The organism is Streptomyces sp. NPDC057136 (assembly GCF_042670885.1).
Lineage (GTDB): Bacteria > Actinomycetota > Actinomycetes > Streptomycetales > Streptomycetaceae > Streptomyces.
In genome coordinates this window covers 150,688-173,219 of the sequence record NZ_JBHUUV010000010.1, presented here as the reverse complement: position 1 = coordinate 173,219, position 22,532 = coordinate 150,688, and the positions used below count along the sequence as shown (strand labels likewise).

General features: G+C 71.0%; 20 protein-coding genes. 12 read left to right on the top strand and 8 right to left on the bottom strand.

Going from position 1 to position 22,532, the window contains the following annotated elements; translation table 11 throughout:
- Positions 1 to 15: 15 nt before the first annotated feature.
- Positions 16 to 1,002: an acyl-CoA dehydrogenase family protein gene (locus ACFT7S_RS15570; RefSeq protein ID WP_382731728.1), complete on the bottom strand. Its 987-nt coding sequence runs from the start codon at positions 1,000 to 1,002 to the stop codon at positions 16 to 18.
- Positions 1,002 to 2,147 carry an acyl-CoA dehydrogenase family protein gene (locus tag ACFT7S_RS15565; RefSeq protein ID WP_382731726.1) on the bottom strand — a complete coding sequence of 382 codons (1,146 nt, stop codon included), beginning with the start codon at positions 2,145 to 2,147 and terminating at the stop codon, positions 1,002 to 1,004. The genes ACFT7S_RS15570 and ACFT7S_RS15565 overlap by 1 nt, the downstream gene beginning before the upstream one ends.
- Positions 2,148 to 2,192: 45 nt before the next feature.
- Between ACFT7S_RS15565 and ACFT7S_RS15560 the strand changes: the two genes are divergently transcribed.
- The 5 genes from ACFT7S_RS15560 to ACFT7S_RS15540 all read left to right on the top strand — a co-directional run bounded on the left by ACFT7S_RS15560 (position 2,193) and on the right by ACFT7S_RS15540 (position 7,145).
- Positions 2,193 to 3,041 (top strand): SDR family oxidoreductase, encoded by an 849-nt coding sequence (locus ACFT7S_RS15560; RefSeq protein WP_382731723.1) that lies wholly within the window; start codon positions 2,193 to 2,195, stop codon positions 3,039 to 3,041.
- Positions 3,042 to 3,071: 30 nt separating this feature from the next.
- Positions 3,072 to 3,683, top strand: a complete 612-nt coding sequence (locus ACFT7S_RS15555) for a TetR/AcrR family transcriptional regulator (RefSeq protein ID WP_382731720.1) — start codon at positions 3,072 to 3,074, stop codon at positions 3,681 to 3,683.
- 28 nt (positions 3,684 to 3,711) lie between these two features.
- A complete protein-coding gene (locus ACFT7S_RS15550; RefSeq protein WP_382731716.1) occupies positions 3,712 to 4,869 on the top strand; it encodes an acetyl-CoA C-acetyltransferase in 1,158 nt (385 codons plus the stop codon).
- Positions 4,870 to 5,119: 250 nt separating this feature from the next.
- Positions 5,120 to 5,323, top strand: a complete 204-nt coding sequence (locus tag ACFT7S_RS15545) for a cold-shock protein (RefSeq protein ID WP_015607926.1) — start codon at positions 5,120 to 5,122, stop codon at positions 5,321 to 5,323.
- Between the two features lie 166 nt (positions 5,324 to 5,489).
- Positions 5,490 to 7,145 carry a DEAD/DEAH box helicase gene (locus ACFT7S_RS15540; RefSeq protein ID WP_382731714.1) on the top strand — a complete coding sequence of 552 codons (1,656 nt, stop codon included), beginning with the start codon at positions 5,490 to 5,492 and terminating at the stop codon, positions 7,143 to 7,145.
- A 113-nt stretch (positions 7,146 to 7,258) separates the two neighbouring features.
- Here the strand turns inward: ACFT7S_RS15540 and ACFT7S_RS15535 are convergent, their stop codons facing one another.
- From ACFT7S_RS15535 to ACFT7S_RS15520, 4 genes are read right to left on the bottom strand one after another with little or no spacing between them, the layout of a single operon-like run.
- Positions 7,259 to 8,305 carry an NAD(P)H-dependent flavin oxidoreductase gene (locus tag ACFT7S_RS15535; protein ID WP_382731712.1) on the bottom strand — a complete coding sequence of 349 codons (1,047 nt, stop codon included), beginning with the start codon at positions 8,303 to 8,305 and terminating at the stop codon, positions 7,259 to 7,261.
- On the bottom strand, positions 8,305 to 9,045 hold the full coding sequence (locus tag ACFT7S_RS15530; protein ID WP_382731709.1) for a CoA-transferase subunit beta: 741 nt from the start codon (positions 9,043 to 9,045) through the stop codon (positions 8,305 to 8,307). The genes ACFT7S_RS15535 and ACFT7S_RS15530 overlap by 1 nt, the downstream gene beginning before the upstream one ends.
- On the bottom strand, positions 9,042 to 9,896 hold the full coding sequence (locus ACFT7S_RS15525) for a CoA transferase subunit A (RefSeq protein WP_382731894.1): 855 nt from the start codon (positions 9,894 to 9,896) through the stop codon (positions 9,042 to 9,044). The genes ACFT7S_RS15530 and ACFT7S_RS15525 overlap by 4 nt, the downstream gene beginning before the upstream one ends.
- A gap of 11 nt (positions 9,897 to 9,907) precedes the next feature.
- A complete protein-coding gene (locus ACFT7S_RS15520; RefSeq protein ID WP_382731706.1) occupies positions 9,908 to 10,657 on the bottom strand; it encodes an enoyl-CoA hydratase family protein in 750 nt (249 codons plus the stop codon).
- An 89-nt stretch (positions 10,658 to 10,746) separates the two neighbouring features.
- On the opposite strand from ACFT7S_RS15520, the gene ACFT7S_RS15515 reads away from it, so the two are divergent.
- Entirely contained in the window at positions 10,747 to 11,712 is a 966-nt protein-coding gene (locus tag ACFT7S_RS15515) for an SDR family oxidoreductase (RefSeq protein ID WP_382731704.1), read from the top strand.
- 78 nt (positions 11,713 to 11,790) lie between these two features.
- On the opposite strand, the gene ACFT7S_RS15510 is transcribed toward ACFT7S_RS15515, so the two are convergent.
- The gene (locus ACFT7S_RS15510; RefSeq protein WP_382731701.1) at positions 11,791 to 12,684 is read right to left on the bottom strand and encodes a hypothetical protein; all 894 of its coding nucleotides are present in this window, start codon (positions 12,682 to 12,684) and stop codon (positions 11,791 to 11,793) included.
- Positions 12,685 to 12,928: 244 nt separating this feature from the next.
- On the opposite strand from ACFT7S_RS15510, the gene ACFT7S_RS15505 reads away from it, so the two are divergent.
- Entirely contained in the window at positions 12,929 to 13,702 is a 774-nt protein-coding gene (locus tag ACFT7S_RS15505; protein ID WP_382731698.1) for a S1 family peptidase, read from the top strand.
- A 13-nt stretch (positions 13,703 to 13,715) separates the two neighbouring features.
- Here the strand turns inward: ACFT7S_RS15505 and ACFT7S_RS15500 are convergent, their stop codons facing one another.
- The gene (locus tag ACFT7S_RS15500) at positions 13,716 to 15,524 is read right to left on the bottom strand and encodes a beta-galactosidase family protein (protein ID WP_382731696.1); all 1,809 of its coding nucleotides are present in this window, start codon (positions 15,522 to 15,524) and stop codon (positions 13,716 to 13,718) included.
- A gap of 160 nt (positions 15,525 to 15,684) precedes the next feature.
- Between ACFT7S_RS15500 and ACFT7S_RS15495 the strand changes: the two genes are divergently transcribed.
- From ACFT7S_RS15495 to ACFT7S_RS15475, 5 genes are all read left to right on the top strand, one after another.
- Entirely contained in the window at positions 15,685 to 16,563 is an 879-nt protein-coding gene (locus tag ACFT7S_RS15495) for a helix-turn-helix domain-containing protein (RefSeq protein WP_382731891.1), read from the top strand.
- A gap of 25 nt (positions 16,564 to 16,588) precedes the next feature.
- Positions 16,589 to 16,915, top strand: coding sequence for a chorismate mutase (locus ACFT7S_RS15490; RefSeq protein ID WP_382731693.1), 327 nt, complete (start codon positions 16,589 to 16,591; stop codon positions 16,913 to 16,915).
- Between the two features lie 54 nt (positions 16,916 to 16,969).
- Positions 16,970 to 19,474 (top strand): aminopeptidase N, encoded by a 2,505-nt coding sequence (pepN, locus tag ACFT7S_RS15485; protein WP_382731690.1) that lies wholly within the window; start codon positions 16,970 to 16,972, stop codon positions 19,472 to 19,474.
- Between the two features lie 208 nt (positions 19,475 to 19,682).
- On the top strand, positions 19,683 to 21,080 hold the full coding sequence (locus tag ACFT7S_RS15480; protein ID WP_382731687.1) for a pyridoxal phosphate-dependent decarboxylase family protein: 1,398 nt from the start codon (positions 19,683 to 19,685) through the stop codon (positions 21,078 to 21,080).
- On the top strand, positions 21,077 to 22,507 hold the full coding sequence (locus ACFT7S_RS15475) for a lysine N(6)-hydroxylase/L-ornithine N(5)-oxygenase family protein (RefSeq protein ID WP_382731686.1): 1,431 nt from the start codon (positions 21,077 to 21,079) through the stop codon (positions 22,505 to 22,507). The genes ACFT7S_RS15480 and ACFT7S_RS15475 overlap by 4 nt, the downstream gene beginning before the upstream one ends.
- The last annotated feature ends 25 nt before the right edge of the window (positions 22,508 to 22,532 follow it).

The following is a 22,532-nucleotide window of genomic DNA, read 5'->3' as shown; positions in this document are numbered from 1 at the left end:
GTGATCGGGCCGGCCTCACCCCGCAAGCACCCGCCCCCGGCACACCCCCGGCGCCCCCCACGCGTCCCGCAACGGCCGCGCCTTCCGTAGCCACAGCGCGAGGTCCAGCTCCTCCGTATAGCCCACCGCACCGTGCAGCTGGAGCGCGGTGCGGGCCGCGGCGTACGCGGCCTCGCCCGCCGCCAGCTTGGCCGCCGCCACATCCGCCCCGGCCCGCGCCGTCCCCTCCGCCAGCGACACCGCCGCTCCATACACCAGCGGTCGGGCGAACTCCAGCCCGGTCAGCGTGTCGGCCAGCCGGTGCTTGACCGCCTGGAAGGACCCGATGGCCGCACCGAACTGGGTCCGCTGCTTCACGTACTCCACCGTGGACCGCAACAACGCTTCCCCGACACCCAGCACCTGAGCCGCCGTCGCGAACGCCGCCCAGTCGGCCGCCACCTTGGCCCCTTCCGCCACCCGTGCCCCACGGGCGAGCAGCGTCCCCCCGTCGTCCGGCGAGAACAGCCGCCGTGCGGGGTCGGCCGACGCACTGAACGCCCCCGGCCCGGACGCGAGCCACAGTTCCTCCCCGCGCACCGTGAACACGGCGTCCGCCACGTCCGCGTCCAGCGCGTACGGCCCCGGCCCGTCCAGGCGCAGGGTCGCCGCCGCCGTGCCGCAGGCCAGCCGGGGCAGCCACTCCTTCGCCGCGGGACCGCCCACCACGCCCAGCAGTACCGAGGCGGCGACCGTCTCCACCACCGGACCGGGCACCGCATAGCGCCCCAACTCCCTGAAGGAGAGGGCGAGTTCCACGGGAAGTGGCCCCATCCCCTCGTACGCCTCCGGGACCGCCAGCGCGAACACCCCCGCCTCCGCCAGCCGCGACCACAGGGCGAGCCCGGGCCCGTGGTCCCCCGCGCCCCACGCCCGTACCACCGAAGGCGTGTCCGCGGCGGCGAGCATCGCATCCAGCGAACGGGCGAACTCCCGCTGCTCGTAGTCGAGAAGGAATCGCATCAGCGCCGCCCCTTCGGCAGGCCGAGCAGCCGCTCGGCAATGATGTCCCGCTGGATCTCGTTCGTGCCCGCGTAGATGGGGCCGGCGAGAGCGAAGACGTACCCCTGCGCCCACTCGCTGTCCGCAAGTTCCGCTTCCGGGCCCAGCAGGTCGAGTGCGGTCTCGTGGAGCGCGATGTCGTACTCCGACCAGAAGACCTTGTTCAGGCTCGACTCCGCGCCGATCGTGTTACCCGCCGCGAAGCGCGAGGCGTACGCGTACGTGAAGAGCTGATACGCCCGCGCCCCCGCCACCGCGTCCGCGACCCGGTCCCGCAGCCCGCTGTCCGACGGGTCGCCGTGCGTACGCCACAGCGCGGCCAGCCGGTCCGCCGCGGCCAGGAACCGGCCGGGGGAGCGCAGCGTGAGCCCCCGCTCGTCACCCGTCGCCGACATGGCGATCCGCCAGCCCTGGCCCGGCTCCCCGATGATGTCCTCGTCCGGTACGAACACCTCGTCCAGGAAGAGTTCGGCGAACGCCGGCTTGCCGTCCAGCCGCCCCACCGGCCGGACCGTGACGCCGGGCGCCGACAGGTCGAACATCAGATACGTCAGCCCGTGATGCGGCTTGGCGGCCTCCGGGTCCGTACGGAAGATCCCGAAGGCCCGGTCGGCGAACGCGGCCCGCGAGGACCAGGTCTTCTGGCCCGACAGCAGCCAGCCACCGTCCGTGCGCACCGCACGCGAACGCAGCGACGCGAGGTCAGAGCCGGATTCCGGTTCCGACCACGCCTGCGCCCAGATCACCTCCCCGCTCGCCATCGGCGGCAGAATCCGCGCCCGCTGCTCGGCCGTGGCGTGGTCGAAGAGCGTCGGGGCGAGGAGGCTGATGCCGTTCTGCGAGACCCGGCCGGGGGCGCCCGCCGCGTAGTACTCCTCCTCGAAGGCCAGCCACCCGAAAATGTCGGCGCCCCGCCCGCCGTACTCGGACGGCCAGGAGACGACCGACCAGCGGTCCGCGTGCAGCCGCGCCTCCCACTCCCGGTGGGCGGCGAACCCCTCGGCGGTCTCCAGCGAGGGCAGGGGGCGGGCCGGGACCCGGTCCCGCAGCCACTCCCGGGCCTCGGCCCGGAAGGCGTTCTCCGCGGCGGTGTGCGACAGATCCATCGGCCATCCTTCCCTAACAAGTGTTTGGTAGATTAACGTACGGACATGAGCACCGTCGAGGAAGCGGAAACCGGGGACGAAGCCGACGGCACGCACCGGCACGGCGCCGGTACGGGCCCGCCGGCCCCCGTACCAGGACACCGGCTGCTGGCCGGCCGCACAGCCGTCGTCACCGCGGCCGCGGGGGCAGGAATCGGAGGCGCCACCGCCCGCAGATTCCTGGAGGAGGGCGCGCGCATCGTCATCGGCGACGCCCACGCCAGGCGCCTCAAAGAGACGGAGCAGGCCTTCGCCGAAGAGTTCGGCCCCGACCGGGTCGCCTCCCTGCCCTGCGACGTCACCGACGAGGTCCAGGTCCAGGCCCTCTTCGCACTCGCCGAACAGACCCACGGCGGCCTCGACATCGTCGTCAACAACGCGGGACTCGGCGGCACAGCCGAACTCACCGAGATGACCGACGACCAGTGGTCCACCGTCCTCGACGTCACCCTGAACGGCACCTTCCGCTGCACCCGCGCCGCCCTGCGCTCCCTCAAGGCGGCGGGCCGCGGCGGCGTCCTCGTCAACAACGCCTCCGTGATCGGCTGGCGCGCCCAGACCGGCCAGGCCCACTACGCCGCCGCCAAGGCCGGCGTCATGGCACTCACCCGCTGCGCCGCCGTCGAGGCCGCCGCGTACGGCGTCCGCGTCAATGCCGTCGCCCCCAGCCTCGCCATGCACCCCCACCTCGCCAAGGTCACCTCGGCGGAGCTCCTGGCGGAACTGACCACGAAGGAGGCCTTCGGCCGGTACGCCGAACCCTGGGAGATCGCCAACGTCATCGTCTTCCTGGCGAGCGGCTACTCCTCGTACATGACCGGCGAGGTCGTCTCCGTCAGCAGCCAACATGCCTGACGCGGCGCGCACCGGGCGGACAATGGGCGCGTGCCTACCAAGAAGAAGCCCCAGGTGACCCCCTCGCCCGCGCGGCGCCGAGAACTGCTCGCCACCGCCGCCGAAGTCTTCGCCGCACAGGGATACAACGCCACCACCGTCCGCAAGATCGCGGACGAGGCGGGGATGCTCGCGGGCAGCCTCTACTACCACTTCGATTCCAAGGAATCGATGGTCGACGAAATCCTCTCCACGTTCCTCGACGAGCTCTGGGAGGGCTACGACGCGGTGCTCGGCGCCGGACTCGGCCCCAGGGAGACCATCGAGGCCCTCGTCACCGAGTCCTTCCGGGAGATCGACCGGCACCGCGCCGCCGTCGCCATCTACCAGAAGGAGTCCAAGCACCTCTCCACCCAGCCGCGCTTCGGCTACCTCACCGACTCGCAGCAGAAGTTCGAGAAGGCCTGGCTCGGCACGCTGGAACGCGGCGTCGCCGACCGCGTCTTCCGTGCCGACCTGGACATCCGGCTCACGTACCGCTTCGTCCGCGACACCGTCTGGGTCGCGGCCTCCTGGTACCGGCCCGGCGGACAGCACAGCCCCGAAGAAATCGCCCGCCAGTACCTCTCGATGGTGCTGGACGGCATCGCCCTGCGCACCTGACCCACCCGAGACCCGAGGAGCGGCAGCCATGGCCGAGGCATACATCGTCGAAGCGGTACGCACCCCCGTCGGCAGGCGTGGCGGAGGCCTCGGCGCCGTCCACCCCGCCGACCTCGGCGCCCACGTCCTCAAGGCGCTCGTCGCCCGCAGCGGCATCGACCCGGCCGCCGTCGAGGACGTCGTCTTCGGCTGCCTCGACACGGTCGGACCCCAGGCCGGGGACATCGCCCGCACCTGCTGGCTGGCGGCGGGCCTCCCGGAAGAGGTCCCCGGTGTCACCATCGACCGCCAGTGCGGCTCCTCCCAGCAGGCCCTGCACTTCGCCGCCCAGGGGGTGCTCTCCGGCACCCAGGACCTGGTCGTCGCCGGCGGTACGCAGAACATGACGCAGATCCCGATCGCCTACGCCTCACGGCAGGCCGCCGAACCGCTCGGCCTCACCCAGGGCCCGTACGCGGGCAGCGAGGGCTGGCGCGCCCGGTACGGCGACCAGCCGGTCAACCAGTTCCACGGCGCCCAGCTGATCGCCGAGAAGTGGGGCATCAGCCGCCGCGACATGGAGGAGTTCGCGCTCACCTCCCACCGGCGGGCCGTCCGCGCCATCGACGAGGGCCGCTTCGTACGCGAGACGGTGGCGTACGGAGACGTCACCACGGACGAGGGGCCGCGCCGCGACACCACCCTGGAGAAGATGGCCGGACTGAAGCCGGTCCTGGACGGCGGCACGATCACCGCGGCCTGCTCCTCCCAGGTCTCCGACGGCGCCGCCGCCCTGCTCATCGCCTCCGAGCGGGCCGTCGCCGAACACGGCCTCACCCCGCGCGCCCGCGTCCACCACCTCTCGGTGCGCGCCGAGGACCCGATCTGGATGCTCTCGGCGCCGATCCCCGCCACCGCGTACGCGCTGAAGAAGGCCGGCATGACGATCGACGACATGGACCTGGTCGAGATCAACGAGGCGTTCGCACCCGTCGTGCTGGCCTGGCTCAAGGAGACCGGGGCCGACCCGGAACGGGTCAACGTCAACGGCGGCGCGATCGCGCTCGGTCACCCCCTCGGGGCAAGCGGTGCCAAGCTGATGACGACGCTCCTGCACGAGCTGGAGCGCACGGGCGGCCGCTACGGCCTCCAGACGATGTGCGAGGGTGGCGGCCAGGCCAACGTCACCATCATCGAACGGCTCTGAGGACAGCTCCGACAGCGAAGTTTTCCGTCCGGCGGCGTGGCGTGATCCACCAGATCCACCGCCGGACGAGAGGACGTGCTACGGTGGTCCAGTTGCAGTTTTGGTACCCATGAACTTTATGTGCGCCTGACGGGAATGCTTCCTCAGGCGCTTTATTGTTTTCCGGCTTTCTCCGGGTGGGGCTCAATGCGGCGACTTGGAATTCGTAAAGTGCGGATTTCCGGCACTGCACCTCTTTTAGGAGATCGACATGGCTACTGGAACCGTGAAGTGGTTCAACTCGGAAAAGGGCTTCGGCTTCATCGAGCAGGACGGCGGCGGCGCTGACGTCTTCGCCCACTACTCCAACATCGCCACCCAGGGCTTCCGTGAGCTCCAGGAGGGCCAGAAGGTCTCCTTCGACGTCACGCAGGGCCAGAAGGGCCCGCAGGCGGAGAACATCGTCCCGGCCTAATTGCCGGACGCGTACCTCGCAACCGGGGCCCGCACCGTGAAGGTGCGGGCCCCGGTTTGTGCTGTCTCCGGGACATCCCGCTTTGTGCTGCATCCTGGGGCGCACATCAAGCAGTCCACCAAGCATTCCGCAGTAACCCAGGAATCCCCCAGGAGGGCAATTCCGTATGACCCGCTCCGAACGCCAGGACCGACCGGCCACTCGCACCCGTCCGATCAGGGGACGTGGCCCGGCCCAGGCACAGGCACCCGCCAAGGCATCCGGCCGGGGAGCCGGCAAGGCACCGGCCAGGCGCCGCGCCACGCCTCCCCAGGGCGAGTTCGCCCTGCCGGAATCCATGACCCCCGCCCTGCCCGCCGTCGAGGCGTTCGCCGAGCTGGACATGCCCGCAGCACTGCTCAAGACGCTCACCGCACAGGGCGTCACCGAGCCCTTCCCCATCCAGGGCGCCACCCTGCCGAACTCGCTGGCCGGCCGGGACATCCTCGGCCGCGGCCGCACCGGTTCCGGCAAGACGCTGGCCTTCGGCCTGGCCCTGCTGGCCCGCACCGCCGGCCGCCGCTCCGAGCCGCGCGCCCCGCTGGCGCTCGTCCTCGTCCCGACCCGTGAGCTCGCGCAGCAGGTCACCGACGCCCTCACGCCGTACGCGACCTCCGTGAACCTGCGACTCGCCACCGTCGTCGGCGGCATGTCGATCAGCAAGCAGTCCGGCACGCTGCGCCGCGGCGCCGAGGTGCTCGTCGCCACGCCGGGCCGGCTGAAGGACCTCATCGAGCGCGGCGACTGCCGCCTCGACGACGTCGCGATCACCGTTCTCGACGAGGCCGACCAGATGGCCGACATGGGCTTCATGCCGCAGGTCGTCGCCCTGCTCAAGCAGGTCGAGCCGGACGGACAGCGGATGCTGTTCTCCGCGACCCTGGACAAGAACATCGACCGCCTGGTCAAGATGTTCCTGACCGACCCGGTCGTGCACTCCGTCGACCCGTCCGCCGGTGCGGTCACCACCATGGAGCACCACGTGCTGCATGTCATGGACGAGACCGACAAGAAGGCCGTCGCCCTCAAGATCGCCGCCCGCGAGGGACGAGTGATCATGTTCGTCGACACCAAGCGCGCTGCCGACCGCTTCGCGAAGCGGCTGCTCGCCAGCGGTGTACGGGCTGCCGCCCTGCACGGCGGCCGGTCCCAGCCGCAGCGCAACCGGACCCTGGACCAGTTCAAGACCGGCCAGGTCACCGCGCTCGTCGCGACCAATGTGGCGGCCCGTGGCATCCATGTCGACGACCTCGACCTGGTCGTCAACGTGGACCCGCCCACCGATCACAAGGACTACCTCCACCGCGGCGGGCGCACGGCGCGTGCCGGGGAGTCCGGCAGCGTCGTCACGCTGGTGCTGCCCGAGGAGAAGCGCGAGATGACCCGGCTGATGCAGGACGCGGGCATCGCCCCGCGTACCACCCGCATCAAGTCGAGCGACGAGGAACTGACCCGGATCACGGGGGCCCGCGAGCCCTCCGGTATCGCGATCGTCGTCGAGGTTCCGCAGCCGACCCAGCCGAAGCCGCGTACGCGGCCGGGGGGTGCCGCGGGTGCGACTGCCGGTGGATTCCGCGCCGGCAGCCGTGGCCGTGGCCGCCGCGGTGGCGCCGGAGGTGCCGGTGGCGAGGGACGTTCGGGCGGTACGGGCGCGGGCGCCGGTGCCGTGCGTGGTGGCGGTGCGGGTGCGGGCCGTGGCGGCGGTGAGTCCCGGGGCACCGGGGCAGCCCGCGCCGGCGCGGCCCGCAGTGGCTCCGCGTCACGCGGTCGCCGGGCGGCGTAGCACGACGACGGGGTGACCGGTCACCCGGTCACGCTCCGTCCTCAATCTCCCCCATGCCCTTAAGGCCATGGGGGAGATTGAGGACAAAGCGGCAGCCGCCCGGACCCGGCCCACTACCCCCGCGGCAAAGCCTCAAGCGTCTGGTGGGCTTCCTTCATCACCCGGTCCACCAGTTCCGCCACGCTCGGCAAGTCCTCGATGACCCCCGCGACCTGGCCCGACGCCATCACCCCGAGGTCCGTTCGGCCGTCGACCATGGCGGCCTTGAGCAGCATGGGGGTGTTGGCCGCCAGCAGGATCTGGCTCCACGACAGGTCCTTGCCGTGCTTCATCGCGAGACCCTCCCGCACCATCCCGCGCCGGCTCAGCCCCGAGAGCCGTCGGAAGCCGGCCGCTCTGCGCACCGCCGTCGCCAGCGCCCTCACCCGGCCCGCATCTTCCAGCGCGGCCACCATCTCCGTACGCAGCATCCGGTGCGGCAGCCCGTCCACGGCCCGCGTCACCGTGACGTCCTTGACGCCCGCCGCCAGATAGCGGGCCTTCACCGCGTCCGGAACCGTCGAGTCGGACGTCAGCAGGAAACGCGTACCCATCGCGACCCCCGCCGCCCCGTAGGCCAGCGCCGCGACCAGACCCCGGCCGTCATGGAATCCGCCCGCCGCGATCACCGGGATGCCGACCGCGTCCACCACCTGCGGCAGCAGCACCGTCGTTGCCACATCCCCCGTGTGTCCGCCGCCCTCGCCGCCCTGCACGATCACCGCGTCCGCCCCCCACGCGGCGACCTTCTCGGCATGGCGCCGGGCGCCGACCGACGGGATGACGACCACACCCGCGTCCTTCAGCTCCGTGATCAGATCCTTCGAAGGGGCCAGCGCGAAGGACGCCACCTTCACGCCCTCGTCGATGATGATCCGGACCCGTTCACGGGCGTCACCGGCATCCGCGCGCAGATTTACCCCGAACGGCGCACTCGTACGGGAGTTGACCTCCCGTACCGCCGCACGCAGCTGCTCCACGGTCATGGTCGCGGAGGCCAGGATGCCGAGCGCGCCCGCCTCGGCGGTGGCGGAGACGAGCCGGGGGCCGGCGACCCATCCCATGCCCGTCTGCACAATCGGGTGGGCGACGCCGACGAGTTCGGTGAGCGGGGTGCGCATCAGGCCCTGACCTCGCGGTCACGGCTGCCCGCGGGGTCGATGACCTCGCGGATCAGGCGCAGTTCCCCGGCGGTGGGTTCGCGGGTGTCCGGGACGTCGTCCGCGACCGTCAGCGCGAATCCGGTGGCCTCGCGGACCCGGTCGGCGGTGACCCCCGGATGCAGCGAGGCCAGCCGCATGGAGCGGTCCGGGGTCGCGAAGTCGAAGACCCCGAGATCGGTGACTACACGCGGGATGCGGTGGAAGCGGGACGCCGAAGGGCCGGCCGCGGCCGCACTGTCGTAACCCACCCCGCTGATCATGTCGACCCGCTCGACGAAGACCCGGGGGGAGTGCTTGGGAACCCAGTAACTGACCGGGTTGTTCAGCGTGTTGACCGGCGCGCCACGGACCCCGAGGAGCTGGCGGGCGGGCCGGTCCCAGTCGCCGATGCAGGAGATGTTCTGGTTGCCGAACCGGTCGATCTGGCTCGCGCCCATCATCACGTGCCGTCTGCCGCCGGTGACCATGGCGAGGTGCTGGCGGTACGGCAGCCAGCCCTCCGTCGTGCCGTCCGGGCCGACGATCAGCGCCTCACCGTCGGTGAGCAGAAGGTCGGGGGAGAAGGTGCGCCTGGCGAGGCGGGCGCCGACGGAAGGGATCAACCCCATGGGGCTGGCGAGCACTTCGCCGTTGTCGCGCCACGCCTCGGCGCACGCGATCACGCAGTACTCGGCCCGAGTGACGGTCTGCGTCCTCATCGCTGCTCCTCGTGCCAGATCTGTACGGCGGACAGGTAGTCCTTCTCGGTGCCGTGCGCGGGCAGGAAACGCTCCACGAACGCCGCCCAGGCGGTGGGGTCCGCGGCGGCGGTCGCGTACGCCTTCTGGAACGGCTCGTCGCGGGCATGGTCGGGTGCGCAGGAGGTGAAGTGCGCCCCGTTCGGGGTTTCGACGACACCGGTGACGGTGTGCCGCTTGATCAGGAGGGTCTGCGGGGCGGCGTCCGCGGTCAGTTCGGCGGTCTCCACGAGCCGTTCGCAGGAGACGTACGCGGTGTCGGCGGCCTCGCAGAACAGGTCGTCGAAGTACGGATCGGGCCCCAGATACTGGCCGTTGCCCAGCCGGTCCGCACGGTTCACATGGACCAGCGCGGCGTCCAGCCGCAGGGCGGGCACCGCGACCAGTTCCTCGCCGTCCTCGTACGGTGAAGTCACCGTCCGCAGCCCCGGGTTGACTCGCATCACGTCGGAACCGAGACCGGCCCGCACGGGAAGGAACGGCAGCCGGTTGGCGGCGGCGTGCAGCCCCCACATGAACATCGCCTCGTCGATCTCCATCAGCTCGAACGCACCGCGCTCGCGGGCCGCCCGGAAGTGCGGTTCGAGGGGGATCGAGTCAAGCGTGACGAAGGCCGCCACCAGTTTGCGGATCTTCCCGGCTGCGGCGAGCAGGCCGACATCGGGGCCGCCGTACGCGACCACGGTCAGATCGGTGACGGGGGACCGGAGCAGCGCCCGTACCAGCGCCATCGGCTTGCGGCGCGAACCCCAGCCGCCGATACCGATGGTCATGCCGCTGTCGAGCCGGGCGACGGCTTCCTCGGGTGTCATGGTCTTGTCGGTCACGGTCGTGCCTCCTTGCTGAAGGTGTCACGGACGCGGTCGGCGGTCCCGCTGAGATTGGCCTCGAAGGTGAAGCCCTGCTCGAAGCGGTAGCTGCGGTGTACGTCCACCGGGTCGATCCCGTTGATCGCGGCCTTGGCCAGCCGGATCAGATACCCGTCCTTGCGGGCGATTTCCCCGGCCAACTCCAGTGCCGCGCCGATGAGTCCGTCGGCCGGTACGACCTGCCAGACCGAGCCGTGGGCGTGCAGTTCGGCGGCGGTCGCGGTGCGCGAGGTGTAGTACAGCGTGCGCATCAGGTGCTGCGGGACCAGGCGGGCGAGATGGGTGGCGGCGCCGAGCGCGCCGCGGTCCAGCTCGGGCAGACCGAAGGTGGCGTCGTCGCTCGCCACGATCGCGTCGGCGTTGCCGACGAGGCCGATGCCGCCGCCCAGGCAGAAGCCGTTCACCGCGGCGACGACCGGGACCTCGCACTCGTACACGGCGGCGAAGGCCTCGTAGCAGCCGCGGTTGGCGCCGATCAGGGTGCCGTGTCCCGTATCGCCCTGCAACTCCTTGATGTCGACACCCGCGTTGAAGCCGCGCCCGGCGGCGGCCAGGACGACGCAGCGGACCTCGGGGTCGCGGCCCTCGGTACGGACCGCGTCGGCGAGGTCGTACCAGCCCTGTACGGGGAGGGCGTTGACCGGCGGGTAGTCGACGGTGACGACGGAAACGGCGTCGGTGGGGCGTGAGGTGGAGACACCCATGGGCGGATCAGCTACCTTTCCACCAAACATTTGTTAGGTGTGGAAGGTAGCAGTCTGCCGCCACATCGCCAACAGGGGAGATGTGAGAGATGACCGCGACCGTGGGCTGTACCGGACTCTGCGCGGGCCGGGTCGTCGTCGTGACGGGAGCGGGGCGGGGGCTCGGCCGGGCCCACGCGCTGGCGTTCGCCGCCGAGGGGGCGAAGGTCGTCGTCAACGACCTCGGGGTCGGACCCGCGGGCGACGGCGTCTCGTCGGGGCCGGCCCGGCAGGTGGCCGACGAGATCGTCGCGGCGGGCGGGGAAGCAGTGGTCAACGGCGGGGACATCGCGACGACGGAGGGGGCGTCGTCGCTGATCGCGGACGCGCTGGACGCGTTCGGGCGGCTGGACACCGTGGTCAACAACGCGGGTTTCCTGCGGGACCGGATGCTTGTGAATCTGGCCGAGGACGACTGGGACGCGGTGATGAGGGTCCACCTCAAGGGCCATTTCCTGCCCCTGAAGCATGCGGCGGCGCACTGGCGGGCGGAGGCCCGGGCTGGACGCACGCCCGTGGCCCGGGTGATCAACACCAGTTCGGGCGCGGGGCTCCTCGGCAGCGTGGGCCAGGTCAACTACGCCGCCGCGAAGGCCGGCATCCTCGCCCTGACCCTCGTCGCCGCCGCCGAACTGGGCCGGTACGGAGTCCAGGTCAACGCCATCGCACCGGCTGCCAGGACCCGGATGACCGAGCAGACTTTCGCGGAGACGATGGCGGCGCCCGGGGCCGGGGGGTTCGACGCGATGGCCCCTGAGAACGTCTCCCCGCTGGTGGTGTGGCTCGGCTCGGCTGCCAGCGAAGGGGTGACGGGGCGGGTCTTCGAGGCGGAGGCGGGCCGGATCACGGTGATGGAGGGCTGGCGTCCGGGCCCCACGACGGACCGGGGAACCCGCTGGGCCCCGGGGGAGGCGGGGGAGGCGGTCCGGCGCCTGCTGACCGGGGCGCAGACACCGGGAGCGGTGTACGGGGCGACGCCCCCCACACCATCCAGTCCCAGCCCGTCCGGCGTTTGAGGACCGGGGTCCGGGGCGGAACCCCGGTTACGGGAAGGGGCGGGTCGGGGCCCCCCGCACCTCCCCCCCCCGCACCCCTCACGTATCGCACTCCAGCACCGTCCGGCACACCCCGCACCGCGCCCGTACCCGCCCCCGGACCGGGACCCGGATGCGCTGGTGGCAGGTGGGGCAGCCGAAGGAGACCCGGAGGCCCTGCCCGTCGTCCTCGAAGGCGTACGGGACCGCCGGGTCGGCCGCGGCCCCCGGGTGGTCACGCGCGTACCGCCGGTCCTTCGCATAGCGGTGGCGGCCCGCCCACCCCGCCGCCGTCAACGGCGGCTGCCGGCCGTCGCGCAGGGCCCGCTCCCGCCCCTTCGTGTACGCCGTGTACGCCTGCGCGCTGGTGAACCAGGGCGAGGGGTCCTCGTCGAAGACCAGCGCCCGCTTCGCCAGTACGTACCCGAACTCCTCCGGGGTGAGATAGCCGAGCTTCTGGCTGGACGTCGCGTCCTCACGGAAGGCGTCAAGCAGCAGCCACCCGGCACCGAGATAGGCCGCCGCGGTGTCGGTGAGGATCTCGTTGTCGCGCGTGCCGGGGAACTCGAGCCCGAGCCGGTGCAGCAGTACGTGCATGACCTCGTGCGCCAGCGCGGCGCCGATGTCCCGGCGATGCGTACGGAACCGGTCGTTGAGCTCGATGAAGTACTCGGGCCCCGCCGCCAGTTCGACGCTCGCCGCATGTTCCATCCGCCGGAAGCCGACGATCACGCGCGCATCGGGCAGATGCAGATGATGGACCATCGCACGGGCCACCCGCTGGGCCCCGAGATGCAGATCGTCCGCGTCGGAGAACGCGGCGTCGGCGGGCACGAGGCTCGTGGCGTACGCATGCATGCCGTCGTAGGAGATCCGCCGGTAGAGCGCGGTGATCGCGGACCGGACGGTGTCGAGATGCGGAAATCCATGGACCACCGGGCTGCCGTCAGTCACGCCGGAACCCCCATCCGTAACGCTCAACGGACCTCCACTGTATGCCGACCGGCGCGCGGGCAAGCCGATGTGCACCCAATGGGCATGGCTGGAAAGTACGCCTTGTGGACGCGGTGATCACTTCCCGATAATCCGATCACGCCTTTGTCGGGCTCATGCCGAGAACTGCCTGTGGCAGGACTCCGACCCGGGCGCGCAACACAAGCACCCCCCCCACAAGCAACCCCCCACGAAAGGCAGTTCGTTGAAGCAGCTTCTGCGTGCGCTGAGAAGATGCACCGTCATAGCCGCGGTGGCCCTCGCCACCGTCAGCCTCCAGCCCACCGCATCCGCGGCCCCCGCCCCCGTCGTCGGCGGAACCCGCGCGGCCCAGGGCGAATTCCCGTTCATGGTCCGGCTCTCCATGGGCTGCGGAGGTGCGCTCTACGCCAAGGACATCGTCCTGACCGCCGCCCACTGTGTGAGCGGCTCGGGCAACAACACCTCCATCACCGCCACCACGGGCGTCGTCGACCTCCAGTCGTCCGCCGCCGTCAAGGTCAAGTCCACCAAGGTCCTCCAGGCCCCGGGCTACAACGGCACGGGCAAGGACTGGGCGCTGATCAAGCTGGCCTCGCCCGTCAACCAGCCGACGCTGAAGATCGCCACGACCACCGCGTTCAACCAGGGCACCTTCACCGTCGCGGGCTGGGGCGCCGCCACCGAGGGCGGCGGCCAGCAGCGCTACCTCCTCAAGGCGAACGTGCCGTACGTCTCCGACGCCGACTGCCAGGACGCGTACGGCGGCTCCCTCGTCCCCGGTGAGGAACTCTGCGCCGGATACCTCGACACCGGCGGCGTCGACACCTGCCAGGGCGACTCCGGCGGCCCGATGTTCCGCAAGGACAGCGCCGGAGCATGGCTCCAGGTCGGCATCGTCAGCTGGGGCGAGGGCTGCGCACGGGCCGGCTACCCCGGTGTGTACACCGAGGTCTCGACCTTCGCCTCCGCCATCGCGTCCGCGGCAGCCACGCTCTGACCCCGCTGCCTGATCACACCTGAACATCCCCGGGGGTGCCCGTCCGGACGGGCACCCCCGGACCCAGTTCCACGAACGGGTCGCCGGCCTCCTCCAGCTCCAGCACCCACACCTCGTTGGAGCCGGCCCGCAGCACCGGACCCGGCACATACAGCGTCTCCTGCGGTCCGGCCGACCAGTAACGTCCCAGGCAGAAACCGTTGACCCAGACGAACCCCCGGGTCCAGCCCGGCAGTTCGAGCCCGCCGTCGCCGATCCCCGGCCCCGGAGCCTCGAACGTCCCCCGGAACAGACCCGTCCGCCCCGCCACGGACCCGCCGACCGTCCGGAACACGACCGCCGACACCCCGCGCGCCCCCTCGAAGGCGTCGAGCCGCAACGCACGCGCCCGCACCCCGTGCAGGAACTGCCGCTCGTGCAGCACCCCGCCCGTGATGCCCTTGGGCTCACCCAGCCGGCGCCCGTAGTTGACCCGGCCCAGCGACTCCACCCACAGCTCGACCTCCGCGGGCCCCGCGACCGGCTCCGCGAGGGTGCCGTCCTCCTCGGTCAGCACACCGGCCCGGACGCCGTCCACGTACACCACCGCCCGGTCCCGGAGCCCCACCGCACCCAGCGCATACGGCCGGCGAGGACCCGGCACGTCGACCCGGTATCGCACCAGACCGCGGTCCACACCGAGCTCCTCGAACGTCGGCGGCACCCCGCTCTCCGCCGTCTCCGGATCACCCAGCGCCTCCAGAACACCCGCCAGGGGCGCCCACTGCGTCAGCTCCGCACGCACCGTCTCCGTGAGTACGGCCGGCGGCGCCGGCAGCTCCGGAAGCGGACCGTCCACATACCCGGCGAGCACCTCGCGCATCAGCCAGAACTTCTCCGTGGGCCGCCCGTACTCGTCGACCGGCGCGTCGTAGTCGTACGACGTCACCGTGGACTGCAGCTCCTGGTCCTGCAGCGGACCCGAACGGTTCGCACCGGACCAGCCCGCGAAATTCGTCCCGCCGTGCGCCATATAGATGTTCACGGACGCCCCGCACTCCAGGATCTCCCGCAACGCCCCGGCGGCCTCCGCCGGATCGCGTACGACCGGGTCGGCCCCCCAGTGCTCGAACCAGCCGCACCAGAACTCCATGCACATCAGCGGCCCCTTCGGCTGATGGCGGCGCAGCACCCGGAACGCCTCCCGCGCACCCGACCCGAAATTCGCCGTGGCCAGCAGCCCCGGCACGGAACCACCGGTCAGCATGTGATCGTCCGGCCCGTCGGACGTGAACAGCGGCACCGTGATCCCGCACTGCCGCAGCAGCCCCGTCAGCTGCTCCAGATGCACCCGGTCGCTGCCGAAACTCCCGTACTCGTTCTCGGCCTGCACCATGAGCACAGGACCGCCGCGGGTGATCTGCCGCTGCACCACCTGCGGCAGCAACTCCCGGAACCACCGCTCCACCGTGGCCAGATACTCCACATCACGCGTCCGCACCCGCCGCCCGAACCGCCCCGTCACCCAGGCCGGCAGCCCGCCGTTCTCCCACTCTGCGCAGATGTACGGCCCCGGGCGGACGATCGCCCACAGACCGGCCCGGTGCGCCGCGTCCAGGAACCGGCCGAGCGCCTCCACATCATGGAACCGGCCGGACCGCGGCTCGTGGAGATTCCACGGCACGTACGTCTCGACACAGTTGAGCCCCAGGGCCCGCAGCATCGCCAGCCGGTGATCCCACTGCTCCTCGTGCACCCGGAAGTAGTGCATCGCCCCCGACAACAGCCGTACGGGCTTGCCATCGAGCAGGAAGTGGTCGTCCCCCACGGTGAAGTCAGGCATCGTGCTCGTACTCTCCTGTATGCCTCGGTGTCCCTGACCGGCCCCCCACGTGCCGGTCGGCCCACTGTCACCCTCTGGCGTACGACCGGTCCATGGACAAAGATCACTGCTGTTTGGACACAACGTGAAGCAGAACGAAGAACGGGAGGAAGGCCGGCCGATGTACCACACATGGATGCGCTTCTTCACTCCCAGCCCGCTCCACCACCGGCTCGGACTGGTCTGTCTCGGCGTGGGCCTCCAGCACGGCGCCCTGCCGCCGGTCGGCCCGCGCACCCTCGACCACCACGTGGCCGTGATCATCAACTCGGGCAGCGGCTGGTTCATCGGCCCGGACGGCAGACGCCTGCCCGTCACCGCGCCCAGCCTCATCTGGCTCACCCCCGGCACACCGCACCACTACGGTGCCGATCCGGCCACCGGCTGGGACGAGAGCTTCGTCGACTTCACCGGCCCCGCCACCACGACGTACACCGAGCTCGGCTGCATCGAACCGGACCGCCCCCTCGTCCCGCTCTCCGACACAGCAGCACCACGCGCCGCCGTGAACCGCATCGTGCGCGCCGCCCGCCGGGGCAACCCGCTCCTGGAAGTAGAGACCGGAGCCGCCGTCCACGAACTCCTCGTATCCCTGCGCCGGGCCCGCGCCGACATCGGCCCGGACGGCGACCCGGTGCTCCAGGCCCTGGCCCGCGAGGCGTTCCAGCCGCTGTCCGTCGCCGAGCACGCGTCCCGCCACGGCATGACACCCGCCGAACTGCGCTCCGCGGTAAGGCGGGGCGCCGGATGCAGCCCCAAGGACTTTCTGCTGGGCATCCGGCTCGGCCGCGCCAAAGAACTCCTCGCCGCGACGGACCTGCCCGTCGCCGCGGTCGCCCGCCGCGTCGGATACGACGACCCGGCATACTTCTCCCGGCTGTTCGCCCGCCGCGTCGGCACGGCCCCGGTGCGCTTCCGCGAACAGCAGGGACGCAGCGTCCCGGGCGGCTGGAGTGACCGGATACCCGACCCGGAACACCCACCGACGATCACCGGATAGGGTCTTTCCCTTAAGCTCGCTGACCATGACCACGAGCGACATCGACGAGTCCGTACGCGCCGAACTGAACCGGCTGCGCGAGAGCATCGACAACATCGACGCCGCAGTCGTCCATATGCTCGCCGAACGCTTCAAGTGCACCCAGCAGGTCGGCCACCTCAAGGCCGAGCACCGCCTGCCGCCCGCCGACCCCGCCCGCGAAAGCCGCCAGATCACCCGGCTGCGACAGCTCGCCGAAAACGCGAAACTGGACCCGGCATTCGCCGAGAAACTGCTGAACTTCATCGTGGCCGAGGTCATCCGCCACCACGAGAGGATCGCGGAGGAATCGGCGAACGGCGAGACCGCGTAAGCACCTGCGAGAACCCGGCTGCACACCCTCGTACGCGTACGGCAGCATGGGCGCATGTCCGTACTGACGCGCAACGAAGCGCAGACCCGCGCCCAGCTCCTCGACGTACACCGGTACACGATCGACCTCGATCTCACCGCGGGCGAGGAGACCTTCGACTCCCGCACCGTCATCCACTTCACCGCCCACGCGGCCGGGGACACGTTCGTCGAGCTCAAGCCCGCCACCCTGCGCTCCGTCACGCTGGACGGGCAGCCCCTCGACCCCGACCTCCTCGTCGAGAACCGCTACCCCCTCACCGCCCTCACCGCCGGCCCGCACGAACTGTGCGCCGACGCCGCCATGCGCTACTCCCGCACCGGCGAAGGCATGCACCGCTTCACCGACCCCACCGACGGCGAGACATACGTCTACACCCAGCTCTTCATGGACGACGTACAGCGCGTCTTCGCCGCATTCGACCAGCCCGACCTCAAGTCCGTCTTCGGCATCACCGTCACCGCCCCCGACGGCTGGACCGTCCTCGGCAACGGCATCGCCGAACACACCGGCCAGGGCCACTGGACCATCGCCCCCACCCCCCTCATCTCCACCTACCTCGTCGCCGTGGCCGCCGGCCCCTGGTACTCGATCACCACCGAACACGCCGGACTGCCCTTCGGCATCCACTGCCGCCGCTCCCTCGCCCCGTACCTCGACACCGACGCCGACGAAATCCTCGACATCACACGCGCCTGCTTCGACCGGTACCACGAGAAATTCGACGAGCCGTACCCCTTCGACTCGTACGACCAGGCATTCGTCCCCGAGTTCAACGCCGGCGCCATGGAGAACCCCGGCCTCGTCACCTTCCGCGACGAATTCGTCTACCGCTCCGCCGTCACCGACACCGAACGCCAGACCCGCGCCATGGTCATCTCCCACGAGATGGCCCACATGTGGTTCGGCGACCTCGTCACCCTCTCCTGGTGGGACGACATCTGGCTCAACGAGTCCTTCGCCGAATACATGGGCTACCAGACCCTCACCGAAGCCACCCGCTTCACCGACACCTGGGTCGAATTCGGCGTCGCCCGCAAGGGCTGGGGCTACGACGCGGACCAGCGCCCCTCCACCCACCCCGTCGCCCCCGACCCCGACGCCGTCCCCGACACCGTGTCCGCCCTCCTCAACTTCGACGGCATCAGCTACGCCAAGGGCGCATCCGCCCTGCGCCAACTCGTCGCCTGGCTCGGCGAGAAAGACTTCCTGGCCGGCATCAACACCCACTTCGCCCGCCACAAGTTCGCCAACGCCACCCTCGCCGACTTCATCGACAACCTCGCGTCCGCCACCGACCGCGACGTCCACGCCTGGGCCGAACAGTGGCTGCGCACCACCGGCATCGACACCCTCACCGCCCAGGTCGCCGAGAGCGACGGCCAGTGGTCCGTCACCGTCGACCGCGACGGCAGCCGCCCCCACCGCATCACCGTCGGCGCATACGAATACTCCCTGGACACCCAGTCCGGACCGGACCGGCTCGTCCTGCGCGACCGCTTCGAACTCGACGTCCCCCAGCGCGAATCCGCCACGGCACTCCCCGGCCGCCGCCCAGCCCTCCTCGTCCTCAACGACGGCGACCTGACCTACGCCAAGGTCCGCCTCGACCCCGAGTCCTGGGTCACCGTCGTAAGGTCGCTCTCCGGCATCCCCGACCCGCTGACCCGCGCCCTGGTCTGGAACACCGCACGCGACATGGTCCGCGACGGCGAACTCGCCCCCGCCGCCTACCTGGCCGCCGCCCGCACCCACCTCCCGTACGAATCCGACCTCGCCGTCGTCCAGGGCGTCCTCTCCTTCGCGTCCCTCCACATCGCCGACCGCTTCCTGGCCCCCGAGGACCGCCCCACGGCCCTGGCCACCCTCACCGCCATCTGCCGCGACCTGATCCGGCGGACCGAGGACGGCTCCGCACCGGGCCTGCGCCTCATCGCCGTACGCCACTTCATCGACGCCGCCACCCAGCCCGACGGCATCCAGGACTGGCTCGGCGGCGACACTGTCCCCGGCGGACCCGAACTCGACCCCGAACTCCGCTGGCGCATCCTCACCCGCCTCGCCGTCCTCGGCGCCACCGACGAGACCGCCATCGACGCCGAACTGGCCCAGGACCCCAGCGCCACCGGACAGGAAGGCGCCGCCCGCTGCCGGGCCGCCCTCCCCACCCCCGGCGCGAAAGCCGCCGCCTGGCAAGCCATGTTCAGCGACGACTCCCTCTCCAACTACCTCTTCACCGCCACCGCCCAGGGCTTCTGGCAGCCCGAACAGGACGAGCTCGTACGGGAGTACGTACCCCGCTACTACCCCGACGCCACCGCCCTCGCCGTACGCCGCGGCCCCGCCATCGCCGAAGCGGCAGGCCGCCACGCCTTCCCCGCCACCACTGTCGACACCCACAGCCTCGACCTCGGCACCCAGGCCCTCGATGACCAGGCCCTCATCCCCGCACTGCGCCGCAAACTCGTCGACCAGCTCGACGACCTCCGCCGCGCCCTCACCGTCCGCGACACCCACTGACCCCGGACAAACCCATGCACCACCCGTGCCCGGCCACCCTCCCCAAGGGCGGCCGGGCACACCCATAGCAGGCGAACCCCCGGCAAACAGACCCCACCGACCAGCAGTACCCCTTTAGGGTTCAGATCGTTGTGCTCTTCGGCCGCGCCGACCGAAACCTGGACAAGCTGGCATGTCCACCCCCGCGCACCCGAAGGGCCACACATCCATGCCCACCCCACCCCTCGCCGGAGGCACCGCGGGCCCCACCGCCCTGCGCCCCCTCCTCGACACGGTGCTCAGCGCCCTGGAGCAGGGAGCCGACCGGCGCGGCGGACCGCTCCCCGCGGGCGGGCCCGACAGCACCACCTCCCGGATGCGCACCGCAGACCGCCCCCTCATCCCCGACACGGGAACCGGCGCCGAACACGCCCTGCGCACCCTGGTCACCGCACTCGCCGAAGGCGCCGCGGACCCGGCACACCCCCACTGCGTGGCCCACCTCCACACCCCGCCACTCGCCCTCGCCGCCGCCGCAGACCTCGCCGCCTCCGCACTCAACCCCTCCATGGACTCCTGGGACCAGGCCCCCGCCGCCTCCGCCCTCGAAACCGACCTCACCGCCGCACTCGCCGCCGAGATCTACCCACACGCCACCACACCAGACGCCGTCATCACCACCGGCGGCACCGAAGCCAACCAACTCGCCCTGCTCCTCGCCCGCGAGCGCCACGGCCCCGTACAAACCATCTGCGGAGCCAACGCCCACCACAGCATCACCCGCGCCACCTGGCTCCTCGGACTCCCCGAACCCATCGCCGTCCCCGCCCCCGCAGGCGTCATGGACCTCACCGCACTCGACGAAACCCTCACCCGGCTCCACCGCCCCCTCCTCGTCACCGCCACCGCCGGCACCACCGACACCGGGCAGATCGACCCCATCGACGCCATCGCCGACCTCTGCACAGCACACGGCGCCGAACTCCACATCGATGCCGCCTACGGCGGACCCCTCCTCTTCAGCCCCACCCACCGAAGCAAACTCCACGGCCTCGACCGCGCCCACAGCGTCACCTTCGACCTGCACAAACTCGGCTGGCAACCCGCATCAGCCTCACTCCTCGCCGTCCCCGACCACCACGACCTCGACCCACTCCACCACCGCGCGCCCTACCTCAACGCCGACGACGACACCGAAGCCGGACTCCCCGACCTCCTCGGCCGCTCCCTGCGCACCACCCGAAGACCCGACGCCCTGAAAATCGCCGTCACCCTCCAGGCACTCGGCCGCACCGGACTCGCCGACCTCGTCGACCGCACCCTCGCCACCGCCCAGCAACTCGCCGACCTCATCACCAAACACCCCGCCCTCGACCTCTACGACCGCCCCACCATCAGCACCGTCCTCTTCCGCCCCACCGGCGCCCCCGACCACACCGTCGCCGTCATCCGCCGCACTCTCCTCAACCGCGGCCACGCCGTACTCGGCCGAGCCGAAGCCGACGGCCGCCGCTGGCTCAAAGCCACCCTCCTCAACCCCCACACCACCCCGGACGACCTCCACACCCTCATCGACCTCGTCACCACCGTCGCAGACGGCCTCGCGGAAGGCAGCACACCCCGATGACCGACCGGCCCGCCTCCGAACCCGACCAGCCACACGACCTCGTCGGCATCGGCATCGGCCCCTTCAACCTCTCCCTCGCCGCCCTCGCCCACGGCGTACCCGGCGCCCCCGGACACCCACAACCACTCGCCGCCACGTTCTACGAACAACGCCCCGCCTTCCACTGGCACCCCGGCCTCCTCATCGACGGAGCCAGCCTCCAAGTCCCCTTCCTCGCCGACCTCGTCACCCTCGCCGACCCCGCAAGCCCCTGGTCCTTCCTCAACTACCTGCGCAGCCGCGACCGGCTCTTCCCCTTCTACTTCGCCGAGCGCTTCCACATCCAACGCGCCGAATACGACGCCTACTGCCGCTGGGTCAGCGACCAACTCCCCGGACTCCACTTCGGCCACCAGGTCGACGCCGTCCGCTGGAACGCCGAACGCGCCCTCTTCGAAGTCGACTTCACCCAACTCGACGCCGACGGCGAAGCCGAAGCACTCGGCCGCGCCTACACCCGCCACGTCGCCCTCGGCGTCGGCACCGAACCCTTCATCCCCGACCCCCTCAAACCCCTCGCCGAAGCCGAATCCGTCCCCGTCATCCACTCCGCGGACTACCTCAGCCACCGCGAACGCCTCCTCGAAGCCGAACACATCACCGTCATCGGCTCCGGCCAGTCCGGCGCAGAAATCTTCCTCGACCTCCTCCGCGCCCGCCCCGCCGGAGCCGAAAAGATCCACTGGCTCGCCCGCACCGAAGCATTCGCACCCATGGAGTACTCCAAACTCGGCCTGGAACACTTCACCCCCGACTACAGCCGCTACTTCCACGCCCTCCCCGAATCCGTACGCGACGAACTCGTCCCCCACCAGTGGCAACTCCACAAAGGCATCGACGCCGACACCATCGCCGCCATCCACGACGAGCTCTACCGACGCACCCTCCACGGCGGCTGGCCCGACGCCACCCTCACCCCAGGCGTCTCCGTACGCACCGCAGGACGCGTCTCCACCACCCGCGTCGAACTCCACCTCGAACACACCCAGCAAGCCACCCGCTCCCGGCTCACCACCGACGCCGTCGTCCTCGCCACCGGCTACCGCGAACGCCCCCTCGACGGCCTCCTCACCGGCCTCGACCCCTACATGCGCCGCGACGCCGCCGCACGCCCCCGCATCGACGACCGGTTCCGCCTCGTCCTCGACCCCACCGTCACCGGCCACGTCTACGTACAGAACGCCGAACGCCACACCCACGGAGTCGGCGCCCCCGACCTGGGCCTCGCCGCCTGGCGCAGCGCCACCATCCTCAACGACCTCACCGGCACCAACCCCTACCCCCTCCCCGACCGCACCGCCTTCACCACCTTCGGCCTCACCCCCTCCAACGCCCCCAGAATCCCCGCCCAGAGCCCCGCCCCCATCCCACTCGTCCAGCGCAACTGACCACGGACACACAGAAGCGGCCGTC